At 73.2% G+C, this 18,139-nt stretch carries 11 protein-coding genes and 1 pseudogene; 6 read left to right on the forward strand and 6 right to left on the reverse strand.

Annotation, left to right across the window (positions count from 1 at the left end; translation table 11 throughout):
* Positions 1-35 precede the first annotated feature (35 nt).
* Both mca and AC1VWI_RS27445 read left to right on the forward strand, forming a co-directional pair.
* Positions 36-908 carry a mycothiol conjugate amidase Mca gene (gene mca, locus AC1VWI_RS27440; protein WP_499513669.1) on the forward strand — a complete coding sequence of 291 codons (873 nt, stop codon included), beginning with the start codon at positions 36-38 and terminating at the stop codon, positions 906-908.
* 4 nt (positions 909-912) lie between these two features.
* Complete coding sequence (locus AC1VWI_RS27445; RefSeq protein WP_499513670.1) at positions 913-1,176, forward strand: hypothetical protein; 264 nt, start codon at positions 913-915, stop codon at positions 1,174-1,176.
* A gap of 49 nt (positions 1,177-1,225) precedes the next feature.
* Here the strand turns inward: AC1VWI_RS27445 and AC1VWI_RS27450 are convergent, their stop codons facing one another.
* Positions 1,226-1,537 carry a hypothetical protein gene (locus AC1VWI_RS27450; protein WP_499513671.1) on the reverse strand — a complete coding sequence of 104 codons (312 nt, stop codon included), beginning with the start codon at positions 1,535-1,537 and terminating at the stop codon, positions 1,226-1,228.
* Positions 1,538-1,619: 82 nt separating this feature from the next.
* Entirely contained in the window at positions 1,620-4,781 is a 3,162-nt protein-coding gene (locus AC1VWI_RS27455; RefSeq protein ID WP_499513672.1) for an AAA family ATPase, read from the reverse strand.
* A 294-nt stretch (positions 4,782-5,075) separates the two neighbouring features.
* Here AC1VWI_RS27455 and AC1VWI_RS27460 point away from each other — a divergent pair, with 294 nt between their 5' ends.
* Positions 5,076-8,393 carry a S8 family serine peptidase gene (locus tag AC1VWI_RS27460; protein WP_499513673.1) on the forward strand — a complete coding sequence of 1,106 codons (3,318 nt, stop codon included), beginning with the start codon at positions 5,076-5,078 and terminating at the stop codon, positions 8,391-8,393.
* A gap of 60 nt (positions 8,394-8,453) precedes the next feature.
* On the opposite strand, the gene AC1VWI_RS27465 is transcribed toward AC1VWI_RS27460, so the two are convergent.
* Entirely contained in the window at positions 8,454-9,452 is a 999-nt protein-coding gene (locus tag AC1VWI_RS27465) for a helix-turn-helix domain-containing protein (RefSeq protein ID WP_499513674.1), read from the reverse strand.
* A 138-nt stretch (positions 9,453-9,590) separates the two neighbouring features.
* Between AC1VWI_RS27465 and AC1VWI_RS27470 the strand changes: the two genes are divergently transcribed.
* On the forward strand, positions 9,591-11,621 hold the full coding sequence (locus tag AC1VWI_RS27470) for a thioredoxin domain-containing protein (RefSeq protein ID WP_499513675.1): 2,031 nt from the start codon (positions 9,591-9,593) through the stop codon (positions 11,619-11,621).
* A 109-nt stretch (positions 11,622-11,730) separates the two neighbouring features.
* Here the strand turns inward: AC1VWI_RS27470 and AC1VWI_RS27475 are convergent, their stop codons facing one another.
* Both AC1VWI_RS27475 and AC1VWI_RS27480 read right to left on the reverse strand, forming a co-directional pair.
* Positions 11,731-12,342 (reverse strand): acyl-CoA-like ligand-binding transcription factor, encoded by a 612-nt coding sequence (locus AC1VWI_RS27475; protein ID WP_499513676.1) that lies wholly within the window; start codon positions 12,340-12,342, stop codon positions 11,731-11,733.
* Entirely contained in the window at positions 12,339-13,880 is a 1,542-nt protein-coding gene (locus AC1VWI_RS27480) for an MFS transporter (RefSeq protein WP_499513677.1), read from the reverse strand. Before AC1VWI_RS27480 ends, AC1VWI_RS27475 begins: the two co-directional genes overlap by 4 nt.
* A 180-nt stretch (positions 13,881-14,060) precedes the next feature.
* Here AC1VWI_RS27480 and AC1VWI_RS27485 point away from each other — a divergent pair.
* Positions 14,061-15,080 (forward strand): annotated as a pseudogene (locus AC1VWI_RS27485) (acyltransferase family protein); the annotation flags it as partial.
* Positions 15,081-15,343: 263 nt separating this feature from the next.
* Here AC1VWI_RS27485 and trhA read toward each other — a convergent pair.
* Entirely contained in the window at positions 15,344-16,045 is a 702-nt protein-coding gene (gene trhA / locus AC1VWI_RS27490; protein WP_499513678.1) for a PAQR family membrane homeostasis protein TrhA, read from the reverse strand.
* 255 nt (positions 16,046-16,300) lie between these two features.
* On the opposite strand from trhA, the gene AC1VWI_RS27495 reads away from it, so the two are divergent.
* On the forward strand, positions 16,301-18,112 hold the full coding sequence (locus tag AC1VWI_RS27495; protein ID WP_499513679.1) for a phosphoenolpyruvate carboxykinase (GTP): 1,812 nt from the start codon (positions 16,301-16,303) through the stop codon (positions 18,110-18,112).
* Positions 18,113-18,139: the final 27 nt, after the last annotated feature.

Raw genomic sequence — 18,139 nt, forward strand, 5'->3', positions numbered from 1 at the left:
GCCGCTACTTACGACCCATGACTGAGGATCCGACCTTGACCGAGCAGCTGCGACTGATGGCCGTGCACGCACACCCCGACGACGAGTCCAGCAAGGGCGCGGCCACCATGGCCAGGTACGTCTCCGAGGGCGTCGACGTCCTGGTCGCCACCTGCACCGGTGGCGAGCGCGGTTCCGTGCTCAACCCCAAACTGCAGGGCGACACCTACATCGAGGAGCACATCCACGAGGTCCGCGCCAAGGAGATGGACGAGGCGCGCGAGATCCTCGGCGTCCAGCAGTCCTGGCTCGGCTACGTCGACTCCGGGCTCCCCGAGGGCGATCCGCTGCCCCCGCTGCCCGAGGGGTGCTTCGCCCTCCAGGACGTGGACGAGGCCGCGGGCACCCTGGTGAAGCTCATCCGCGAGTTCCGCCCGCACGTGATCACCACGTACGACGAGAACGGCGGCTACCCGCACCCCGACCACATCATGACCCACAAGATCTCGATGGTCGCCTTCGACGCCGCGGGCGACCCCGAGCGCTACCCCGAGGCCGGCGAGCCGTGGACGCCGCTGAAGCTCTACTACAACCAGGGCTTCAACCGGCAGCGCACCGTCGCCCTGCACGAGGCCCTGCTCGCCCGCGGCCTGGAGTCCCCGTACGGGGAGTGGCTGGAGCGCTGGCAGACCGCCGACCGGCCGGAACGCAACATCACCACGCACGTGCCGTGCGCGGACTTCTTCGAGATCCGGGACAAGGCGCTGCTCGCCCACGCCACCCAGATCGACCCCGACGGCGCCTGGTTCCACGTCCCGATGGAGCTCCAGAAGGAGGTCTGGCCCACCGAGGACTACGAGCTCGCGAAGTCCCGGGTGGACACCTCCCTCCCCGAGGACGACCTCTTCGCGGGCATCCGGGAGAATTGAGCGCGTGAACGCGACATTCGGCACGGCCGCAGCCCAGCTCGTCCCCCTCGCCGTCAAGGACCTGGACGAGAACAAGGTGACGCCCGGCCTCATCGGCTTCGTCATCTTCGCCCTCATCGGCCTCTCCCTGTGGTGGCTGATGAAGAACATGAACAAGCAGTTCAAGAAGATCGACTTCGAGGAGCAGCCGGAGCAGGCCGGGCAGCCCTCGGAGCCGGCCAAGGCCTCCGCCGCCTCCGGCGCCGAAGGCCCCGGCCGCAAGGGCTGAGCCACGCCGGACACCCCCTCCCGGCACGGGAGGGGGTGCGGCGGCGCGCTCACTCCGGCGCGGCGACCGTGACCCGTGTGAAGAGCAGCGGGACGCCCTCGTCGTCGGAGCGGGTGTACGAGGTCCGCACCGCGACCACCCGCACGTCGTGGTCGTGCACGGCGGCGTGCCCGCCGACGGCCGGTACGGGGAGGGCGCCGCTGGAGACGATCACGGCGAGGCCGTCGTCGACGCCCTCCGGCGCCTCCCAGGCGAAGGTGATCGTGTGCCGCACCGGACTCTCGTGGTAGATGCTGGCCTCGCGCGGCAGCGCCTGCTCCCGGTCGCGGATGGGCTGGAGCGCAGCGGGCAGCCGGTCCATGGTTCGTCCTCTCGCGGTCGGTCCCCGTCGCGATTGTCGCCCGTGGGACGTCCCGGAGCGGGTGACACGCTGGGCCGGGCCCTCAGCCCTCCACCGCCCGGTCCACCGGCACGGCCATCACCATGCGGGCGCCGCGCGACGGCACCATGCCCAGCCGCCAGGCCTCCCACGGCGTGCCCGGCTCCACGCCGCGCTCCAGCAGCAGGGCGTAGGCCTCCGCGTACTCCTGCAGGTCCAGGTCACGGCCCTCGTCCGGGTCGTCCGTCAGCAGGGCGAGCCGTCCGCGGGCCTCGGCGGCGCCCTCGCGCGAGAGCAGCGGCAGCAGCGTGCACTGCAGGAAGCGCGCCCACGCCAGGCCGCGCCTGTCGTCCATGCCGGCGAAGAGCCGCTCCGCCTCCCGCACCAGCTCCAGGGCCGCCGGAACCCGCCCGTTGCCTGCGTCGACGACGGCGAGCTCCACACAGGACCAGCCCTCGCCGTGCGGCACCCCCACGCGGTGGAAGTCGGCGCGGGCGTCCTGCAGGAGCTGGCGGGCGAAACCGCTGTTGCGCAGGTTGCCGGTGAGCGCCGCCCGCTGGTCACGGGTGACCCGGCCGGAGTGGTGGCGGGCGCAGGCCAGCCCGTAGACGTCCCGCATCCGGCTGAACATGGTGCGGGCGCGCTCCAGGGCCCGCAGGGCCGCGTCCAGTTCGCCGCCCTCCTCCAGCGCCTGGCCGAGGTAGTACAGCGACCACGCCTCGCCGCGGGCGTCCTCGTTCGCGCGGTGGCGGGCCAGGGCGTCGCCCAGCAGGTGCTGGGCGGCGCCGGCGTCCCCGCGCAGCAGGCGCGCACGGCCGAGCTGGGTGACGGTCCAGGCCTCACCGCGGGGGTCGCGGGTCGCGGCGTAGCACTCGCCTGCCGCACGCAGCTCGCTCTCGCCGCGCCCGGCGTCGCCGAGCCGCAGCAGCAGCTGCCCCAGCTGCAGGTGGGCCCAGGCCTCGCCGTGCACGCTCTCGCTCTCCCGGTGCAGGGCCAGCGACTCGGCCAGCAGCCCGTGCGCCTCCGCCAGCCGGCCGGCGTCGCGCAGCACCGCCGCCAGCGCGTGCTGCGTCCAGGCCCTGTCCGCCCGCAGCTCGTCGCCGGCCTGCAGTTCCAGGGCCTCCCGCAACTTGGCCTCCGCCTCCCGCAGGCCGCCCTGCTGGTGCAGCGTGATGCCGAGGCTGCACAGGGCGCGGGCGGCGCCCGCCGGGTGCTGCGCCTCGAAGTACAGGTCGACCACCGACGACAGCGTGGAGCGGGCCTTGTCCAGCTCGCCGAGCTGCCGCGCGGCGATGCCGGTGCGCCACTGCACCGAGCGGACCAGCACCGACTGGTCGGCCTCCCGCTGGTGCGCCTGGGCCAGCTCGCTGATCTCGCCCAGCCGGTACAGGTCGCCGCGGAGCAGGCAGTAGTCGCACAGCGCGCCGAGCAGGTGCTGCACCACCCGCTGGTCGACGCCGTCGGAGTGCCGCAGCGCCGCGGTGATGAAACTCGACTCCTCGTCCAGCCAGCGCAGCGCCTGGTCCAGCGAGGGGAAGCCCTGCGGCCCGAAGCGGTCGGCGCGGGTCGAGGTGCGGCCGTCCACGAGCCGGATGACCGCGTCCGCCAGCTCGGCGTAGCTGCGGATCAGGCGCTCCTGGGCGGCCGCCCGCTCGGCCGGGTCCTCCTCGTCCAGCAGGCGCGCGTGCGCGAAGCGCCGTACGAGGTCGTGCAGCCGGTAGCGGCTGCCGCGCACGTGCTCGATGAGACCGGCCGAAGCCAGTTCGCCCAGCCGCCGGGCCGCCTCCTGCTCCTCCGCCCCCAGCAGGGCCGCGGCGGCCGCCGCGCCGAGGCTCGTCCGCCCGGCGAGTGCCAGCCGCCGCAGCAGCCGGCGGGCCGGCTCGGGCTGGTCGTGGTAGCGCAAGGCCAGCGCCCGGTCGACCGGGCCCACCGGGCCGTACGCCGCCAGGTCGGCCGCCAGCCGCTCCGCGCCCCGGTCGGGCAGCGAACTGCCCGCGATGCGCAGCGCCAGCGGCAGCCCGCCGCACAGCCGCCGTACGGCGTCGGTGGCACCGGCGCCGTCCGCCGCCGTGAGGGCGCCGGACGACAGGCCGGCCAGCAGCTCCCGTGACGCCTCCGCCCCGAGCGGTTCGACCGGCAGGGCGTAGACGCGGGCCGCCGGTACGTCGAGGGAGAGCGGTTCGGCCGACGTGACCAGGACGAGGCTGTCGGAGCGCTCCGGTACCAGGGCGCGGATCTGCTCGGGTCCGGCGGCGTCGTCGAGGACGATGACGACGGGCACGTCGGTGAGGTGCTTCTGGTACTGGTCGGCCAGGCGCCGCAGATGCTGCTCCTGGGAGGTGCGCTCGCGGAACAGCAGCTGTTCGCGGGGCGCCCCGAGCCGGTTGAGCAGGTGCAGCAGCGCGTCCCGTACGGGCAGCGGGCGCTCCCCGGGCGCGGCGCCGCGCAGGTCGACGACGCAGGCGCCGCGGAACTGGTCCTTGAGCTGCTGGGCGGCGCGCACGGCGAGCGTGGTGCGCCCGGAACCGGCCTGTCCGTGCAGGACGACCACGACGGGCTCCGAGGCCGGGGAGACCCGCGCCTGGTGCACCCACTGGGCGATCTGCCGCAGCGGGTCCCGGCGGCCGGCGAACGGCCCCTCGGTGGCGGGAAGCTGGGCGAAGGACTGCTCCAGGACGCTGCGTCCCCGCGCGGCGGCGCTGCGGTCGGTGCGGCGCTGCGCCGGCACCTTCGCGGGGGCCGGCGCGGCGCGCCGGCGTTCCAGGAACGGCCGTACACCGCGCTGTTCGACGGCCTCCAGCCAGGCCTGCCGCAGGTCCTGCGGCCGGGTGCCGCCACCGCCCGTCGCCAGCGCGGCCGTCACCGCAGCGCCGGCGACCGCCACCACGCCGCCGACGCCCAGCGCGGTGGAGGTCGGCGTGCCCCAGCCGAGGTCCGCCACGCATGCCGCGACGGCGGCGACCGCGGTCACCAGCGCGGGGGTGACCAGCGACGACCGGCGGCCCGAGCGTTCCGCGGCCAGCGCGGCGGTGTACACCCCGTACTCGTCCGCCGCCGCGGCCGCTATCTCGTCGGCCGCCGCCCGGGCCTGCCGCAGCGCCTCCTCCGCCTCGCCGGAGCGCCCGCCCTGCGGCTCACCGGCGACGGCGCGTTCCAGCAGCCGTAACACCTCGGCCCGGTCGGACGTGCTCAGTTGCGTCTGCCGTCGCGGCGTCTGCTTCGTCACCCATGGCCCCCTCGGTAGCCGCCCGTCCCCAAGTGTCCTGCCGAACACGTCACATCGCGACACCGCGTACGCGGGCGAACACGCCCGGACGTGCCCGGACGGCCCGGCCCGGGCGGCGGCAGGAACGCCTTTTGGGCGCCTTTGCGGCTCATGCGCCGTGGCGCAAAGGTGACTTGTCCTCTGACCGACAGGTGAAAGTGCCGACCGCCGCCGGTGGCGGGGCCACGCTGTCGCCCCATGAGACAGATGAACTACAGGTGGCGGCCCAGGGTCGGAACCCCTCGGCCGCAGTATGTGGCGGCCGCTGCCCTCGCCGCGCTGCTGGCGGGTCTGACCGCCACCCCCGGCGCGGCCCAGGGCACCGAGCGGGCCGGTGCGGCAGTGCAGGGCGAGGCGGCCGGGTCCACCGGATCCGCCCGGCACCAGATCACCCTGATCACCGGCGACCGCGTCACGCTGGAGACGGCCCCGTCGGGCGGGCAGAGCGTCTCGGTCCAACCGGCCGCGGGCCGGGAGCACATCACCTTCGTCAAGCGCCAGAACGGCGGCGACTGGTCGGTCATACCCGCCGACGCGCTGCCCCTGCTCGCGGCGGACCGCCTCGACAAGGCGCTGTTCAACGTCTCGGCCCTGGCCAGGGGGAAGTACGCCGAGCGGTCGAGGCTGCCGCTCATCGTCGAGTACGCGGGTGACGCGGGCACCGCCGGACGCCGGCTCACCGCGGCCGGTGCCGACGGGGTCCACACCATCGCCGGGACCTCCTTCGCGACCCTCGGCCAGGACCGGGCGGGTGCCGCGGAGTTCTGGAAGGACATCGCCCCCGCCAAGGCGGCCGCCACGTCCTTCGGCGCGGGCATCCGCCGGGTCTGGCTCGACGGCCGCTCCAAGGTCCAGCTCGACCGGACGGTGCCGCACATCGGGGCACCCCAGGCCTGGGCGAAGGGTTACCGGGGCGACGGCGTCAAGGTCGCGGTGCTCGACACCGGGTACGACCCGAACCACCCGGACCTGGGTGGCCTCATCGAGGAGTCCGCCAACTTCACCGCCGAGGCCGGCACCGACGACCTGAACGGCCACGGCACCCACGTCACCTCGACCGTCGCCGGTTCCGGCGCGGCCTCCGACGGCCTGTACAAGGGCGTCGCGCCCGGCGCGCGGATCCTGTCGGGCAAGGTCTGCAACGCGGGCGGCTCCTGCGACGACTCCGACGTCCTCGAAGGCATGGCCTGGGCCGCCGAGCGCGGCGCCAAGGTGATCAGCCTCAGCCTGGGCGACACCGACACCCCGGAGACCGACGCCCTCGAGGCCATGGTCGAGAGCGTCACCCGTGACCACGGCGTCCTGGTCGTGGCCGCGGCCGGCAACAGCGGTCCCGGCAAGGTCGGTTCCCCCGCCTCCGCCGACCGCGCGCTCGCCGTCGGCGCCACCGACCTCGACGACGAGCTCGCCCACTTCAGCTCGGTCGGCCCGCGGGTGGGCGACTTCAGCCTCAAGCCCGACCTCGTCGCCCCCGGCGTCGGCGTCGTCGCCGCACGGGCGGGCGGTACGACCGCCGAGGACGGCTACACCGCGATGGACGGCACCTCGATGGCGACCCCGCACGTCGCCGGTGCCGCGGCCATCCTCTTCCAGCAGCACCCCGACTGGACGCCCGAGCAGGTCAAGCGCCAGCTGATGCAGTCGACGGCGGCCGGCAAGGAGCGCGGCGCCTACTTCCAGGGCGCGGGCCGGGTCGACGTCGCCCGCGCGGTCGGCCAGCAGGTCACCGCCGGGACCACCGCGGTGGACTTCGGGCAGATCCGCTGGACCGACGGCCCGCGGCCGCCGGTGACGAAGACGATCACCTACCGCAACCCGGGCAGCGCGCCCGTCACCCTCGGCCTGTCGCTCAACGTCTCCCACGACGCGGGCAAGCCCGCGCCGCAGGGCCTGTTCCGGCTCGGCGCCGACCAGGTCACCGTGCCCGCCCACGGCACCGCCGACGTCACCGTCACCGCGACCCCGGAGACCGCCACGACCTACGCGGCGTACAGCGGCGTGGTCATCGCGGCCACCGCCGACCAGGCCGTCTCGGTGCGCGTCCCGGTCGGCATGGACGTCGAGCAGCCCTCGCACAGCCTCCGCCTCACCGTCAAGGACCGCGCGGGCAAGGCCCCCGCCCACGCCTACCTGCTCGTCACCGCGGCCGACGGCGAGGTCCGCGAGGTGGAGCTGCACGGCACGTCCGGCACCGAGCTGAGGGTGCCGCGCGACGGCAGGACCTACTCCGTGAACGGCTTCCTCTTCGACGCGGAGTACACCGAGGCCACCGTGGTGGGCGCGCCGAAGGTCGTGATGAGCGCCGACCGGGACGTCGCCATCGACGCCCGGAAGGCGAAGCCCGTCACGGTCTCGGCCCCGAGCCGCTCGGCCCGCATCAAGTACGCCGAGGTCGGCACCATCGCCCTGGACGGCAACCTGTTCTCCGTCCCCGTGAACGACGCGATCGGCGGCGACCGCATCACGAACGTGTACGCCGTCCCGACGGCGACGTCCAAGGATTCGGCGTTCACCTACCTGGTCAGCACCATCTGGGTCGATCCCGCGGGCGCCGACGGTAACCCCTCCTCGGTCTACTACCTCACCCGTCCGGTGCGCGGGGCGATCCCGGCCGATCCCGGCTACCGCCCCCGCACGTCGCAGCTGGCCACGGTCAACAGCACCCTCGCCGCCACCGCGCCGGACACCACCGCGTACCGCAGTGTCTGGCTGTCCCTCGGCAAGCTCCGCTGGGTCCACGGGATGGACGGACTCCCGCTCCCGAACCGGCGGGTGGACTACTTCTCGCCGTCCGGGGACCTGCGTTGGCAGAGCGTCTTCGAGCAGAACTTCTTCACCAGGCCGGACGCCCACGGGCAGAGCTTCCTCAGCCGCCTGCACAGCTACAAGGCCGGAACCTTCGAGGAGCGCTGGAACCAGGGCGTCCAGGGCTCGGGCTTCTCGCCCGAGGTGATGATCACCTCCCGCGAGGGCGACGCCATGACGTTCGCGATCCAGGACGCCGCCAACGGCAACCTCGACGTGGTGGCCGGGACGACGTCCAGCAGCCGGCCCGAGTGGGAGCTGCGACGCAACGGTGAAGTCGTCTCGACGAACCGCGGGTTCGCCACGGTGCCGGCCGACGTCACCCCCGCCGACTACGTCGCGACGTTCGAGCAGGAGCGCGACCTCGTCCCCAGCACCATCTCCACGCGTCTGAAGTCCGAGTGGCGGTTCCGGTCGCAGACGACGGCGACCCGGCAGGCACTGCCGATGATGGCCGTGCTCATGTCGCCCCGGCTGGACGAGTGGAACCGCGCCGGGGCCGGCCGCCGGTTCGAGATCCCGGCCCTGGTCCAGCGTGCGGTCGGCGCACCCGAGTCCCCGGTCCGCACCTTCACCGTCGAGGTCTCCTACGACGAGGGCAGGACCTGGCACACCGCCAAGGTCAAGGGCTCCGGGACGAAGCGCACCGTGACCGTGGACCACCCGCGCCGCTCCTCGGGCGGTTCGGTCAGCCTCCGCACCTACGTCGAGGACGCCGCGGGCAACTCCTTCAAGCAGACCGTGATCAAGGCCTACCTGCTGAAGTAGCCGCCGAACGGCACGGCAGGGCCCGCCGGACCCCTCCGGCGGGCCCGCACCGCCTTCCGCTCAGAGCCAGTTGCGGCGGGCCGCGTGCCAGCCCAGTTGCATGCGGGTGGCGACGCCCGCGAGGCTCATCAGCCCCTGGATGCGCCGCTGGACGGTGCGCTTGCTCACGCGCAACTGCCCGGCGATCGCCTCGTCGGTCATGCCGGCGACCATCAGGGAGAGCAGGTGCCGGTCCTCCGCGACCGGCGCCGCCGGATCCTCCGGGCCCGCACCGCCGATCTGCCCCTCCTCGGTCACCCGCAGCGGCGCGCCGACCTCCCAGTAGTGCTGGAACAGGTCGATCAGCGCCTCCAACAGGCTGCTCTCGCGCACCAGCGCCGTCTTGAGCTCCCGCGGACCGGCCGGCGTACCGGCGGAGGACAGCGGGAGGACGGCCAGCGACCGGTCGGCCACCGCCATCCGCAGGGGCAGCCTGGGCACCGCCCGGGCGACCTCGCCGGCGCGCACCCCCTTGACGACGTTGTCCACCGCACCGGGGTCGTCGAAGTAGGCCTGCTCGTACAGGACCCGGTACAGCACGCCCCGGCCCAGCGCGTCGTACTCCTCGCGGTTGCTCCCCGCGGGCATCGCCACGTGGCGGGCCTTGCAGAACCACAGCATCTCGTGGCGGACGCCGTCCTGGAGCTGCCGCAGACGCTGCCGCAGCGCCGCCGCGCCGCTGATGACCTCGATCGCCTCCCCCGCCCCCCAGGAGCGCGCGCTGCGGCGGTAGGTCTCCACCAGCCCGAGCACGACCGCCCGGTCCTGCTCCAGTGCCTCCGCGTGGCGCTGCAGCCGGGGTACGAGGGCGACCTCCGGCGGGATCACCGCGTACGCGCCGGGGCTCTCCTCCAGCGCGTACGCCAGTCCCTTGGCCTCCAGCGCGAGCAGCAGCCGCCCGACCGCCGGGGGGCCGAGGTCGGTACGTCCGCAGATCTCCTCGGCGGACGCCGACTCGGTGACGAGCAGCAGCCGGTACACCTCGGCCTCGGCGGCCGTGAGGCCCACCGTCTCCAGCATGTCGGCCCCTCTCGCAGCACCGTCCGCCGGTCGATTCCATCAGCACGAACGGCTGCGGACAACGTCCGTTGCCGCGGGCAACCGGGCTCGCCGCGCGGGGACGGGACGCCGGACGGCGCGATGTGTGAGGCTGGGGGCATGGTCAATCGACTGAGCGGTTCCACGTCCCCGTACCTGCTGCAGCACGCCGACAACCCGGTGCACTGGTGGCCGTGGGGCGAGGGGGCCTTCGCGGAGGCCCGGGACCGCGGGGTGCCGGTGCTGCTCAGCGTGGGGTACAGCAGCTGCCACTGGTGCCACGTCATGGCCAGGGAGTCGTTCGAGGACGAGGCGACCGCCGCGTACCTCAACGAGCACTTCGTGTCGGTGAAGGTCGACCGCGAGGAACGCCCCGACGTCGACGCCGTCTACATGGAGGCCGTGCAGGCGGCGACCGGGCACGGCGGCTGGCCGATGACGGTCTTCCTGACGCCGGAGGGCGAGCCGTTCTACTTCGGCACCTACTTCCCGCCCGCCCCGCGGCACGGCTCGCCCTCCTTCCGGCAGGTGCTGGAGGGCGTCGAGGCCGCCTGGCGCGAGCGGCGCGAGGAGGTCGGGGCGGTCGCGGCGAGCATCGTGAAGGACCTGGGCGGACGTTCGCTGACCCTCGGCGGGACGGCCGCCCCTGGGGAGGAGCAGCTCGCGGCGGCACTGCTGGGGCTCACCCGGGACTACGACCCCTCGTACGGCGGGTTCGGCGGCGCGCCGAAGTTCCCGCCGTCGATGGCCCTGGAGTTCCTGTTGCGGCACCACGCCCGCACCGGCTCCGAGGGCGCCCTGCAGATGGCGCGGGACACCTGCGAGGCGATGGCCCGCGGCGGCATCTACGACCAGCTCGGCGGCGGCTTCGCGCGCTACTCCGTGGACCGCAAGTGGGTCGTGCCGCACTTCGAGAAGATGCTCTACGACAACGCCCTGCTCTGCCGGCTCTACGCCCACCTGTGGCGCGCCACCGGCTCCGACCTGGCCCGCCGGGTCGCCCTGGAGACCGCCGACTTCCTCGTCCGGGAGCTGCGCACCCACGAGGGCGGCTTCGCCTCCGCGCTCGACGCGGACAGCGACAAGCCGGGCGGCGGCCACGGCGAGGGCGCCTTCTACGTCTGGACGCCGGCGGAGCTGGAGGAGGTCCTCGGCAAGGAGGACGCGGCGCTGGCCGCCGAGTACTTCGGCGTCACGGAGGACGGCACCTTCGAGGAGGGCGCGTCCGTGCTCCAACTCCCCGCCGACGGCGGCTTCGTGGACGCCGGGCGGATCGCATCGGTGCGCCGGCGGCTGTTCACCGCCCGGGAGGGACGGCCCCGCCCCGGCCGCGACGACAAGGTCGTCGCCGCCTGGAACGGGCTGGCGGTCGCCGCGCTCGCCGAGACCGGCGCGTACTTCGAGCGCCCGGACCTGGTCGCGGCCGCCGTCGAGGCCGCGGACCTGCTGGTGCGGGTCCACATGGACGCCCGCGGCCGGCTCGCCCGGACCTCGCGGGACGGCACGGTGGGCGGCAACGCCGGCGTGCTGGAGGACTACGCCGACGTCGCGGAGGGCTTCCTCGCGCTCGCCGCGGTGACCGGCGAGGGCGTGTGGCTGGACCTCGCCGGCCTCCTTCTCGACTCCGTGCTGCGGCACTTCACCGGGGAGGACGGCACGCTCTACGACACCGCCGACGACGCCGAGACGCTGATCCGCCGCCCGCAGGACCCGACCGACAACGCCGCCCCCTCGGGCTGGACGGCCGCGGCCGGTGCGCTGCTGTCGTACGCCGCGTACACCGGCTCGTCCCGCCACCGCGAGGCCGCCGAACGGGCGCTGGGCGTCGTGGGCGCCCTCGCCGGACGGGTGCCGCGGTTCATCGGCTGGGGGCTGGCGGTCGCCGAGGCGGCGCTCGACGGCCCGCGCGAGGTCGCCGTGGTCGGCCCCGCGGGCGACGCCGGCACGGCGGCGCTGCACCGCACCGCGCTGCTGGGCACCGCCCCGGGCGCGGTGGTCGCGGTGGGGGAGCCCGCCACGGACGAGTACGTCCTCCTGGCCGACCGCCCGCTGCTCGACGGCCGCCCCGCGGCCTACGTCTGCCGGCACTTCGTGTGCGCGGCGCCGACCGCGGACCCGCAGGCCCTGGCGGAGCAACTGGGCGCCCGCTGAGGCGCGTCGCGTCGTGCGGCCGCGCGGAGTTCGCCGGCACCTCCCGCGCGCGCAAGGCCGGTCGGTGAACCGGCCTTGCGCGGACCGTCGTTGAGCGGCATCCCGATCGTCAGCGGCAGAGGTTGGCCGCGAGGAGGTCCAGCGAGCGGTCGAGGACGGTGGCGAGGTCGGCGGTGCCGTCCGAGTCGAGCCAGTGGAAGACGGCCTCGGACCAGGCCCCGATCAGCGCCGCGACGACGACCCGGATCTCGAAGTCGTCCGCGGGGCGCCCGAGGCGCTCGGCGGTGACGGAGGCCAGCAGGCGGCTGGACTCCTGGATGTTCTCGCCCATGCGGGCGCGGATGGCGGGCACCGAGCGCACCAGCCGCAGCCGCTGCCGCATCTCCTCGAACTCGCCCTCGTCGGCGAGCATCTCGCGCAGCGGGCCCAGCAGGGCGTGCCGCAGCGAGGCGACGATGGGCTCCTGCGCCGGGCGGGCGCGCAGTTCGGCCACCATGACGGGGTCGTACTCGTCGGAGAGGACGATGTCCTCCTTGGTGGGGAAGTACCGGAAGACCGTGCTGGCCGAGACCTCGGCCGTGGCCGCGATCTGCTCGACGGTGGTGCCGTCGTACCCCTGCGCCTCGAAGAGCCGGTAGGCCGCGCGGCGGATGGCCCGCCGGGTCCGGATCTTCTTGCGTTCGCGCAGGCTCGGTCTGGTCGGTACGGTCACGCTCGTCATTGTCGTGCATCGACGGCGGGCGGGGCCATCCGCGCGGTGCCGGGCACCTCCTGGCCGGTGCGGGCGTCGGGGAGGAAGAGCGCGGTCAGCACGGCCGCCACGAGCGAGGCGGCGGCGCAGGCCAGCAGGGCGAGGTCCATCCCGTGCACGTACGCCGCGTCCGCCGAGGCGGCGAGCGCCGGGTCGCCGAGGGCGGCCGCGACCGCGTGCGCGGCCCCCACGGAACCCGAGGCGGCGTCGGCGGCCGCCGCGGGCAGGCCCGTGGTGGCGAGACGGTCGGTGTAGGCGCCCGCCAGCAGGCTGCCCAGGAGGGCGACACCGATGGCGCCGCCGGTCTGGCGCAGGGTCATCAGCAGTCCGGAGCCGCTGCCCGCGCGGTCGCCGGGCAGCGCGCCCAGCGCCGCGTCCATGGCGGGGATCATCGCGAAGCCGAAGGCGAAACCGGTGACGGACAGCCACAGCGCGGTCGCCCCGTAGCCGTCGTGGACGTCCGTGCGGCTGCCGAGCGCCGCGGCCGCGGTGAGCAGGAGCAGCCCCGCCGTGACGACCGGCCGCGGCCCGAACCGCGCGACCAGCGGCGCGCTGCCCCGGGCGGCGACGAGCAGGCCGCCCATCATCGGCAGCAGCCGTACGCCGGTGCCGAGGGCGTCGTTGCCGAGCACGGCCTGCAGGTACTGGGGCAGGACGAAGAGCAGGCCGGTGAGGATGAAGGTCACCAGCGTCGCGGCGACCGCGTTCCACAGGAAGCCCCGCTGCCGCAGGAGACCGAGGTCGAGCACGGGCCGCTCCAGCCGGCGTCCGCGGAGCACCAGCCCGGTCAGCAGCGCGACGGACGAGAACAGCGTCAGCAGCACCAGCGGGTCGCCCCATCCCCGGCGCGGCCCCTCGATGATGCCGAAGACCAGCGCGCCGAGCCCGGCCACCGCGAGGACGGTGCCGGGCGGGTCGACGCGGGGCGTGGCGGGGTCGCTGGTCTCGGGCAGCAGGAACAGGCAGGCGGCGATGCCGAGGACGACGAGCGGGATGTTGACCACGAAGATCGAGCCCCACCAGAAGTGGTCGAGCAGGGTGCCGCCGATGACCGGCCCGAGCGGCAACCCCAGCGCCATGGCGGCGGTGACCGCGCCGACCGCCCTGGAGCGCTCCTCGGGCCCGAACAGCGAGGGCAGGACGGACAGGGCCAGCGGCATGACGAGTGCCGCGCCCAGGCCCATCACCGTGCGGGCGGCGACGACCGGTCCCGGGCTGTCCACCAGGGCGCCGAGCACCGAACCGGCGAGGAAGATCCCGAGTCCGGCGACGAGCATCCGCCGCCGTCCCCAGCGGTCGCCCAGCAGGCCCGCGGGGAGCATGGCGGCGGCGAAGACCACCGTGTAGCCGTCGACGATCCACTGCTGGTCGCCGGTGTCCGCACCCAGCTCCGCGGCCATGGTCGGCAGTGCGACGTTGAGGATCGTCATGTCGAAGCCGAGCACCAGCATGCTCGCCACCAGGGCCCCCAGGGCCCACCAGCGCCGTGGATCGGCCGTCGTCGTCATGGGGATCTCCTCCTGCGGGCAGGGGTACCGGCTGACCGGGTACCGGGGCAGCATCCGAAAGCCACCATCAAATGACAGTGACTCTCAAAAAAGAGTAACTGTCACCCCCAGGCGTGCGGAAGCCCGGCGTCGCCTTGACACGGCCCGCTGGGGTGATAGGAAAATGCGCACCACTTCACGGGGCTGGGCGGAGCGACGGGCTACGGACGCGCCCCCGCGATCTTCCCGTACTCGGAGATGGGCGCCCATGGCGTGACCTTCTTCTTCGTCCTCTCGGGCTTCCTGCTGACCTGGGTGTTCAAGCCGCAGGAGCATCCGGTCGCGTTCTACTGGCGGCGTGTGGCGCGCATCTGGCCGGCGGCCCTGGTCGCCGCCGTGCCGGCCATCTACGTCTTCTACGTCAAGGCACACGTGCCCATCGACTGGAAGTACGTCATCGCCTCGCTGTTCTTCGTCCAGAACTGGTTCCCGCACGCCACGCCCACGCTGCCCGGCAACCCGGTGACCTGGACCCTGGGCGTCGAGGTCCTCTTCTACGCCCTGTTCCCGCTGCTCGCCCGCGTCGTCGTCCGGCTGCGCACGCCCCTGCTGGTCGCCGTGACGGTCGCCGGCCTCGTCGGGATGTGGGCGGTGGACTGGTGGGCCTCCGCGACGCTGGACGGGCCCATGGCGCGCTGGATCATGCGGCACCCGGCGGTGTACCTGCCCGAGTTCCTGCTGGGCATGACGATGGCCCTGCTGATCCGCCGCGGGTGGCGGATCCCGTTGCGGCCCTTCGTGCCCGTGGCGCTGCTGCTCGCCTACGTCTACGCCTACGTGCAGCTGCGCGCGCACCTGTCGAGCGGGTACGACGCGCAGCTGGACTACACGCTGCGCCCGGTCATCGCCGTGCTCGCCGTCCTGATCATGGTCGCGTTCGTCCAGCGGGACATCGCGGGGCACCGCAGCGTGCTCCACAACCCGCTGCTGATCTCGCTGGGCATGTGGTCGTACAGCTTCTACCTCCTGCACCACGCGGTGAGCCGGTTCTCGACCTACAGGTGGGGCAGGATCCCGGACGAGAACTCGGCGCTCTTCAGCATGATCGGCATGGCCGTCGTCGTCTTCGCGATGTCCTGGGCCCTCCACCGTTTCGTCGAGGAGCCCGCCAACCGCCTGCTGACCCGCTGGATCCCCGAGCGCTGGCGCCGCAGGGTCTGACGGCCGCCCCGGGATGCCGGACGCCCCCCACCCGCAGTCGGGTGGGGGGCGTCCGCGTCGGGGCCCCGGCGTTCGGCGGGCGGGGGAGCTAGGCCGTGTCGTCAAAGTCCCGCCTGCCCAGCGGTGCCTGGCACGGCACCTCGCTGCGTTGTCGAATCGTCCGAGTAGCCCACTACGAGGACGACTCTCCGCCTTGCGATGTACCGCACCAGACGCCGCTGGGCCCGCCCTCCGGGCGGCCGGCGCTCCTTTGACGACACGGCCTAGGCGTGGTTGTAGGCCACCAGCGAGATGCCGACGTAGTGCACGATGAACGCGGCCAGCGTGAACGAGTGGAAGACCTCGTGGAAGCCGAAGAAGCGGGGCGAGGGGTTGGGCCGCTTGGTCCCGTAGATCACCGCTCCGACGCTGTACAGCAGGCCGCCCACGACGATCAGGACGAGCACCGCGATGCCGCCCTTCCGCATGAAGTCGGGCAGGAAGAAGACCGCCGCCCAGCCGAGGGCGATGTAGCAGGGCGTGTAGAGCCAGCGCGGCGCGCCCACCCAGAAGACCCGGAACGCGATGCCCGCCAGGGCCCCGGCCCAGACGAGCCAGAGCAGGACCTCCTGCTTGCCGTCCGGCAGCAGCAGGAGCGTGAACGGCGTGTAGGTCCCCGCGATGATCAGGAAGATGTTCGCGTGGTCCAGCCGGCGCAGCACTGCCGAGGCCCGGGGACCCCAGTCGCCGCGGTGGTAGAGGGCGCTCACGCCGAACAGCGCGCAGGCGGTGAGCGTGAAGACGGCGCAGGCGATCCGCCCGCGGGTGCTCTCGGCGAAGGCGGTCAGGGCGACCCCGGCGACAAGGGCGGCGGGGAACATCCCGGCATGGAGCCACCCCCTCAGCTTGGGCTTCAAGGGGGCGGCAGCGGATGCGAGTTCTTCAAGGGCGGCGGGCACAACGGGAGTCTCGTCCACGGAGCTCATGAAAGCAATGCTAGCTACGGTTGCGTAGGTTACCGATCCGTAGTACGGGGGTGTCGCCGGACGTTGGGAGTGGCGATGCTCACCCCACGCGCCCTGGACAGATCGCGTTTCCTGTCCTGATACTCATATGAGTGCGGACGGCACCGGATGAGCATCCCACGACAGCAGCATCCGGGTCGCAGCCCCCAAGGGGCCGACAACACACCCTCGGAATCTGACGCCAGGTGAGTGCACACCGGGCGGAACGGAGCGATCGTGGCGCGCGTCAATGCGGCTCCCACCAATCACCAGGACCTGATCGCATGGGTCGGCGAGATAGCCGAGCTGGCCCAGCCGGACGAGATCGTGTGGTGCGACGGCTCCGAGGAGGAGTACCAGCGCCTCGCGGACGAGCTCGTCTCGAAGGGCACCTTCAAGAAGCTCGACCCGATCAAGCGCCCCAACTCGTACTACGCCGCCTCCGACCCGACCGACGTCGCTCGTGTGGAGGACCGCACCTTCATCTGCTCCGAGCGGGAGCAGGACGCCGGCCCGACCAACCACTGGAAGGCCCCCGCCGAGATGCGGGAGATCTTCACGGGGGAGCAGGGTCTTTTCCGCGGCGCCATGCGCGGCCGCACCATGTACGTCGTCCCGTTCTGCATGGGCCCGCTCGGCTCTGAGCTGTCCGCGATCGGCGTGGAGATCACCGACTCCGCGTACGTCGCCACCGCCATGCGGACCATGACGCGCATGGGCCAGGACGTGCTGGACGAGCTCGGCGAGGACGGCTTCTTCGTCAAGGCCGTGCACTCCGTCGGCGCCCCGCTGGAGCCCGGCCAGGACGACGTCCCGTGGCCGTGCAACTCCACCAAGTACATCTCGCACTTCCCCGAGAGCCGTGAGATCTGGTCCTACGGCTCCGGCTACGGCGGCAACGCCCTGCTCGGCAAGAAGTGCTACGCCCTGCGCATAGCCTCGGTCATGGCCCGGGACGAGGGCTGGCTGGCCGAGCACATGCTCGTCCTCAAGCTCACGCCGCCGCGGGGCGAGGCCAAGTACGTGGCCGCCGCCTTCCCGAGCGCCTGCGGCAAGACCAACCTCGCCATGCTGGAGCCGACCATCCCCGGCTGGACCGTGGAGACCATCGGCGACGACATCGCCTGGATGCGCTTCGGCGAGGACGGCCGCCTCTACGCGATCAACCCCGAGGCGGGCTTCTTCGGCGTCGCGCCGGGCACCGGCGAGCACACCAACGCCAACGCGATGAAGACCCTGTGGGGCAACTCGGTCTTCACCAACGTCGCCCTCACCGACGACAACGACGTCTGGTGGGAGGGCATGACCGAGGAGCTCCCGGCCCACCTCACGGACTGGAAGGGCAACTCCTGGACGCCGGAGTCCGGGACCCCGGCCGCCCACCCCAACGCCCGCTTCACCGTCCCGGCCAGCCAGTGCCCGACCATCGCGCCCGAGTGGGAGGACCCCAAGGGCGTGCCGATCTCGGCGATCCTCTTCGGCGGCCGCCGTGCCTCGGCCGTACCGCTGGTCACCGAGTCCTTCGACTGGCAGCACGGTGTCTTCCTCGGTGCCAACGTCGCCTCCGAGAAGACCGCCGCCGCCGAGGGCAAGGTCGGCGAGCTGCGCCGCGACCCGTTCGCGATGCTCCCGTTCTGCGGTTACAACATGGGCGACTACTTCGGTCACTGGGTCAAGCTCGGCCAGAAGCACGAGGCCGGCAAGCTCCCGAAGATCTACTACGTGAACTGGTTCCGCAAGGACGCGGACGGCCGGTTCGTGTGGCCGGGCTTCGGCGAGAACAGCCGCGTGCTGAAGTGGATCGTCGAGCGCCTCAACGGCCAGGCCGAGGGCGTCGAGACCCCGATCGGCGTCCTGCCGGCCGAGGGCTCCCTCGACACCAGCGGTCTGGACATCTCCCAGGCGGACCTCGACCTGCTGCTCTCGGTCGACGTCGACACCTGGCGGCACGAGGCCTCCCTCATCCCGTCCCACCTGGAGACCTTCGGCGACCACACGCCGAAGGAGCTGTGGGACGAGTACCGGGCCCTGGTCAAGCGTCTGGACTAGGCCCCACCGGAATCCGGGCGGCCCGAC

The organism is Streptomyces sp. TOM-9, assembly GCF_056858595.1.

What these genes read in the sequence shown, in the direction of transcription:
- AC1VWI_RS27480 (WP_499513677.1), bottom strand. Translation starts at nt 13,880, where the DNA reads ATGACGACGACGGCCGATCCACGGCGCTGGTGGGCCCTGGGGGCCCTG.
- AC1VWI_RS27470 (WP_499513675.1), top strand. Translation starts at nt 9,591, where the DNA reads ATGGTCAATCGACTGAGCGGTTCCACGTCCCCGTACCTGCTGCAGCAC.
- trhA (WP_499513678.1), bottom strand. Translation starts at nt 16,045, where the DNA reads ATGAGCTCCGTGGACGAGACTCCCGTTGTGCCCGCCGCCCTTGAAGAA.
- AC1VWI_RS27450 (WP_499513671.1), bottom strand. Translation starts at nt 1,537, where the DNA reads ATGGACCGGCTGCCCGCTGCGCTCCAGCCCATCCGCGACCGGGAGCAG.
- AC1VWI_RS27465 (WP_499513674.1), bottom strand. Translation starts at nt 9,452, where the DNA reads ATGCTGGAGACGGTGGGCCTCACGGCCGCCGAGGCCGAGGTGTACCGG.
- AC1VWI_RS27475 (WP_499513676.1), bottom strand. Translation starts at nt 12,342, where the DNA reads ATGACGAGCGTGACCGTACCGACCAGACCGAGCCTGCGCGAACGCAAG.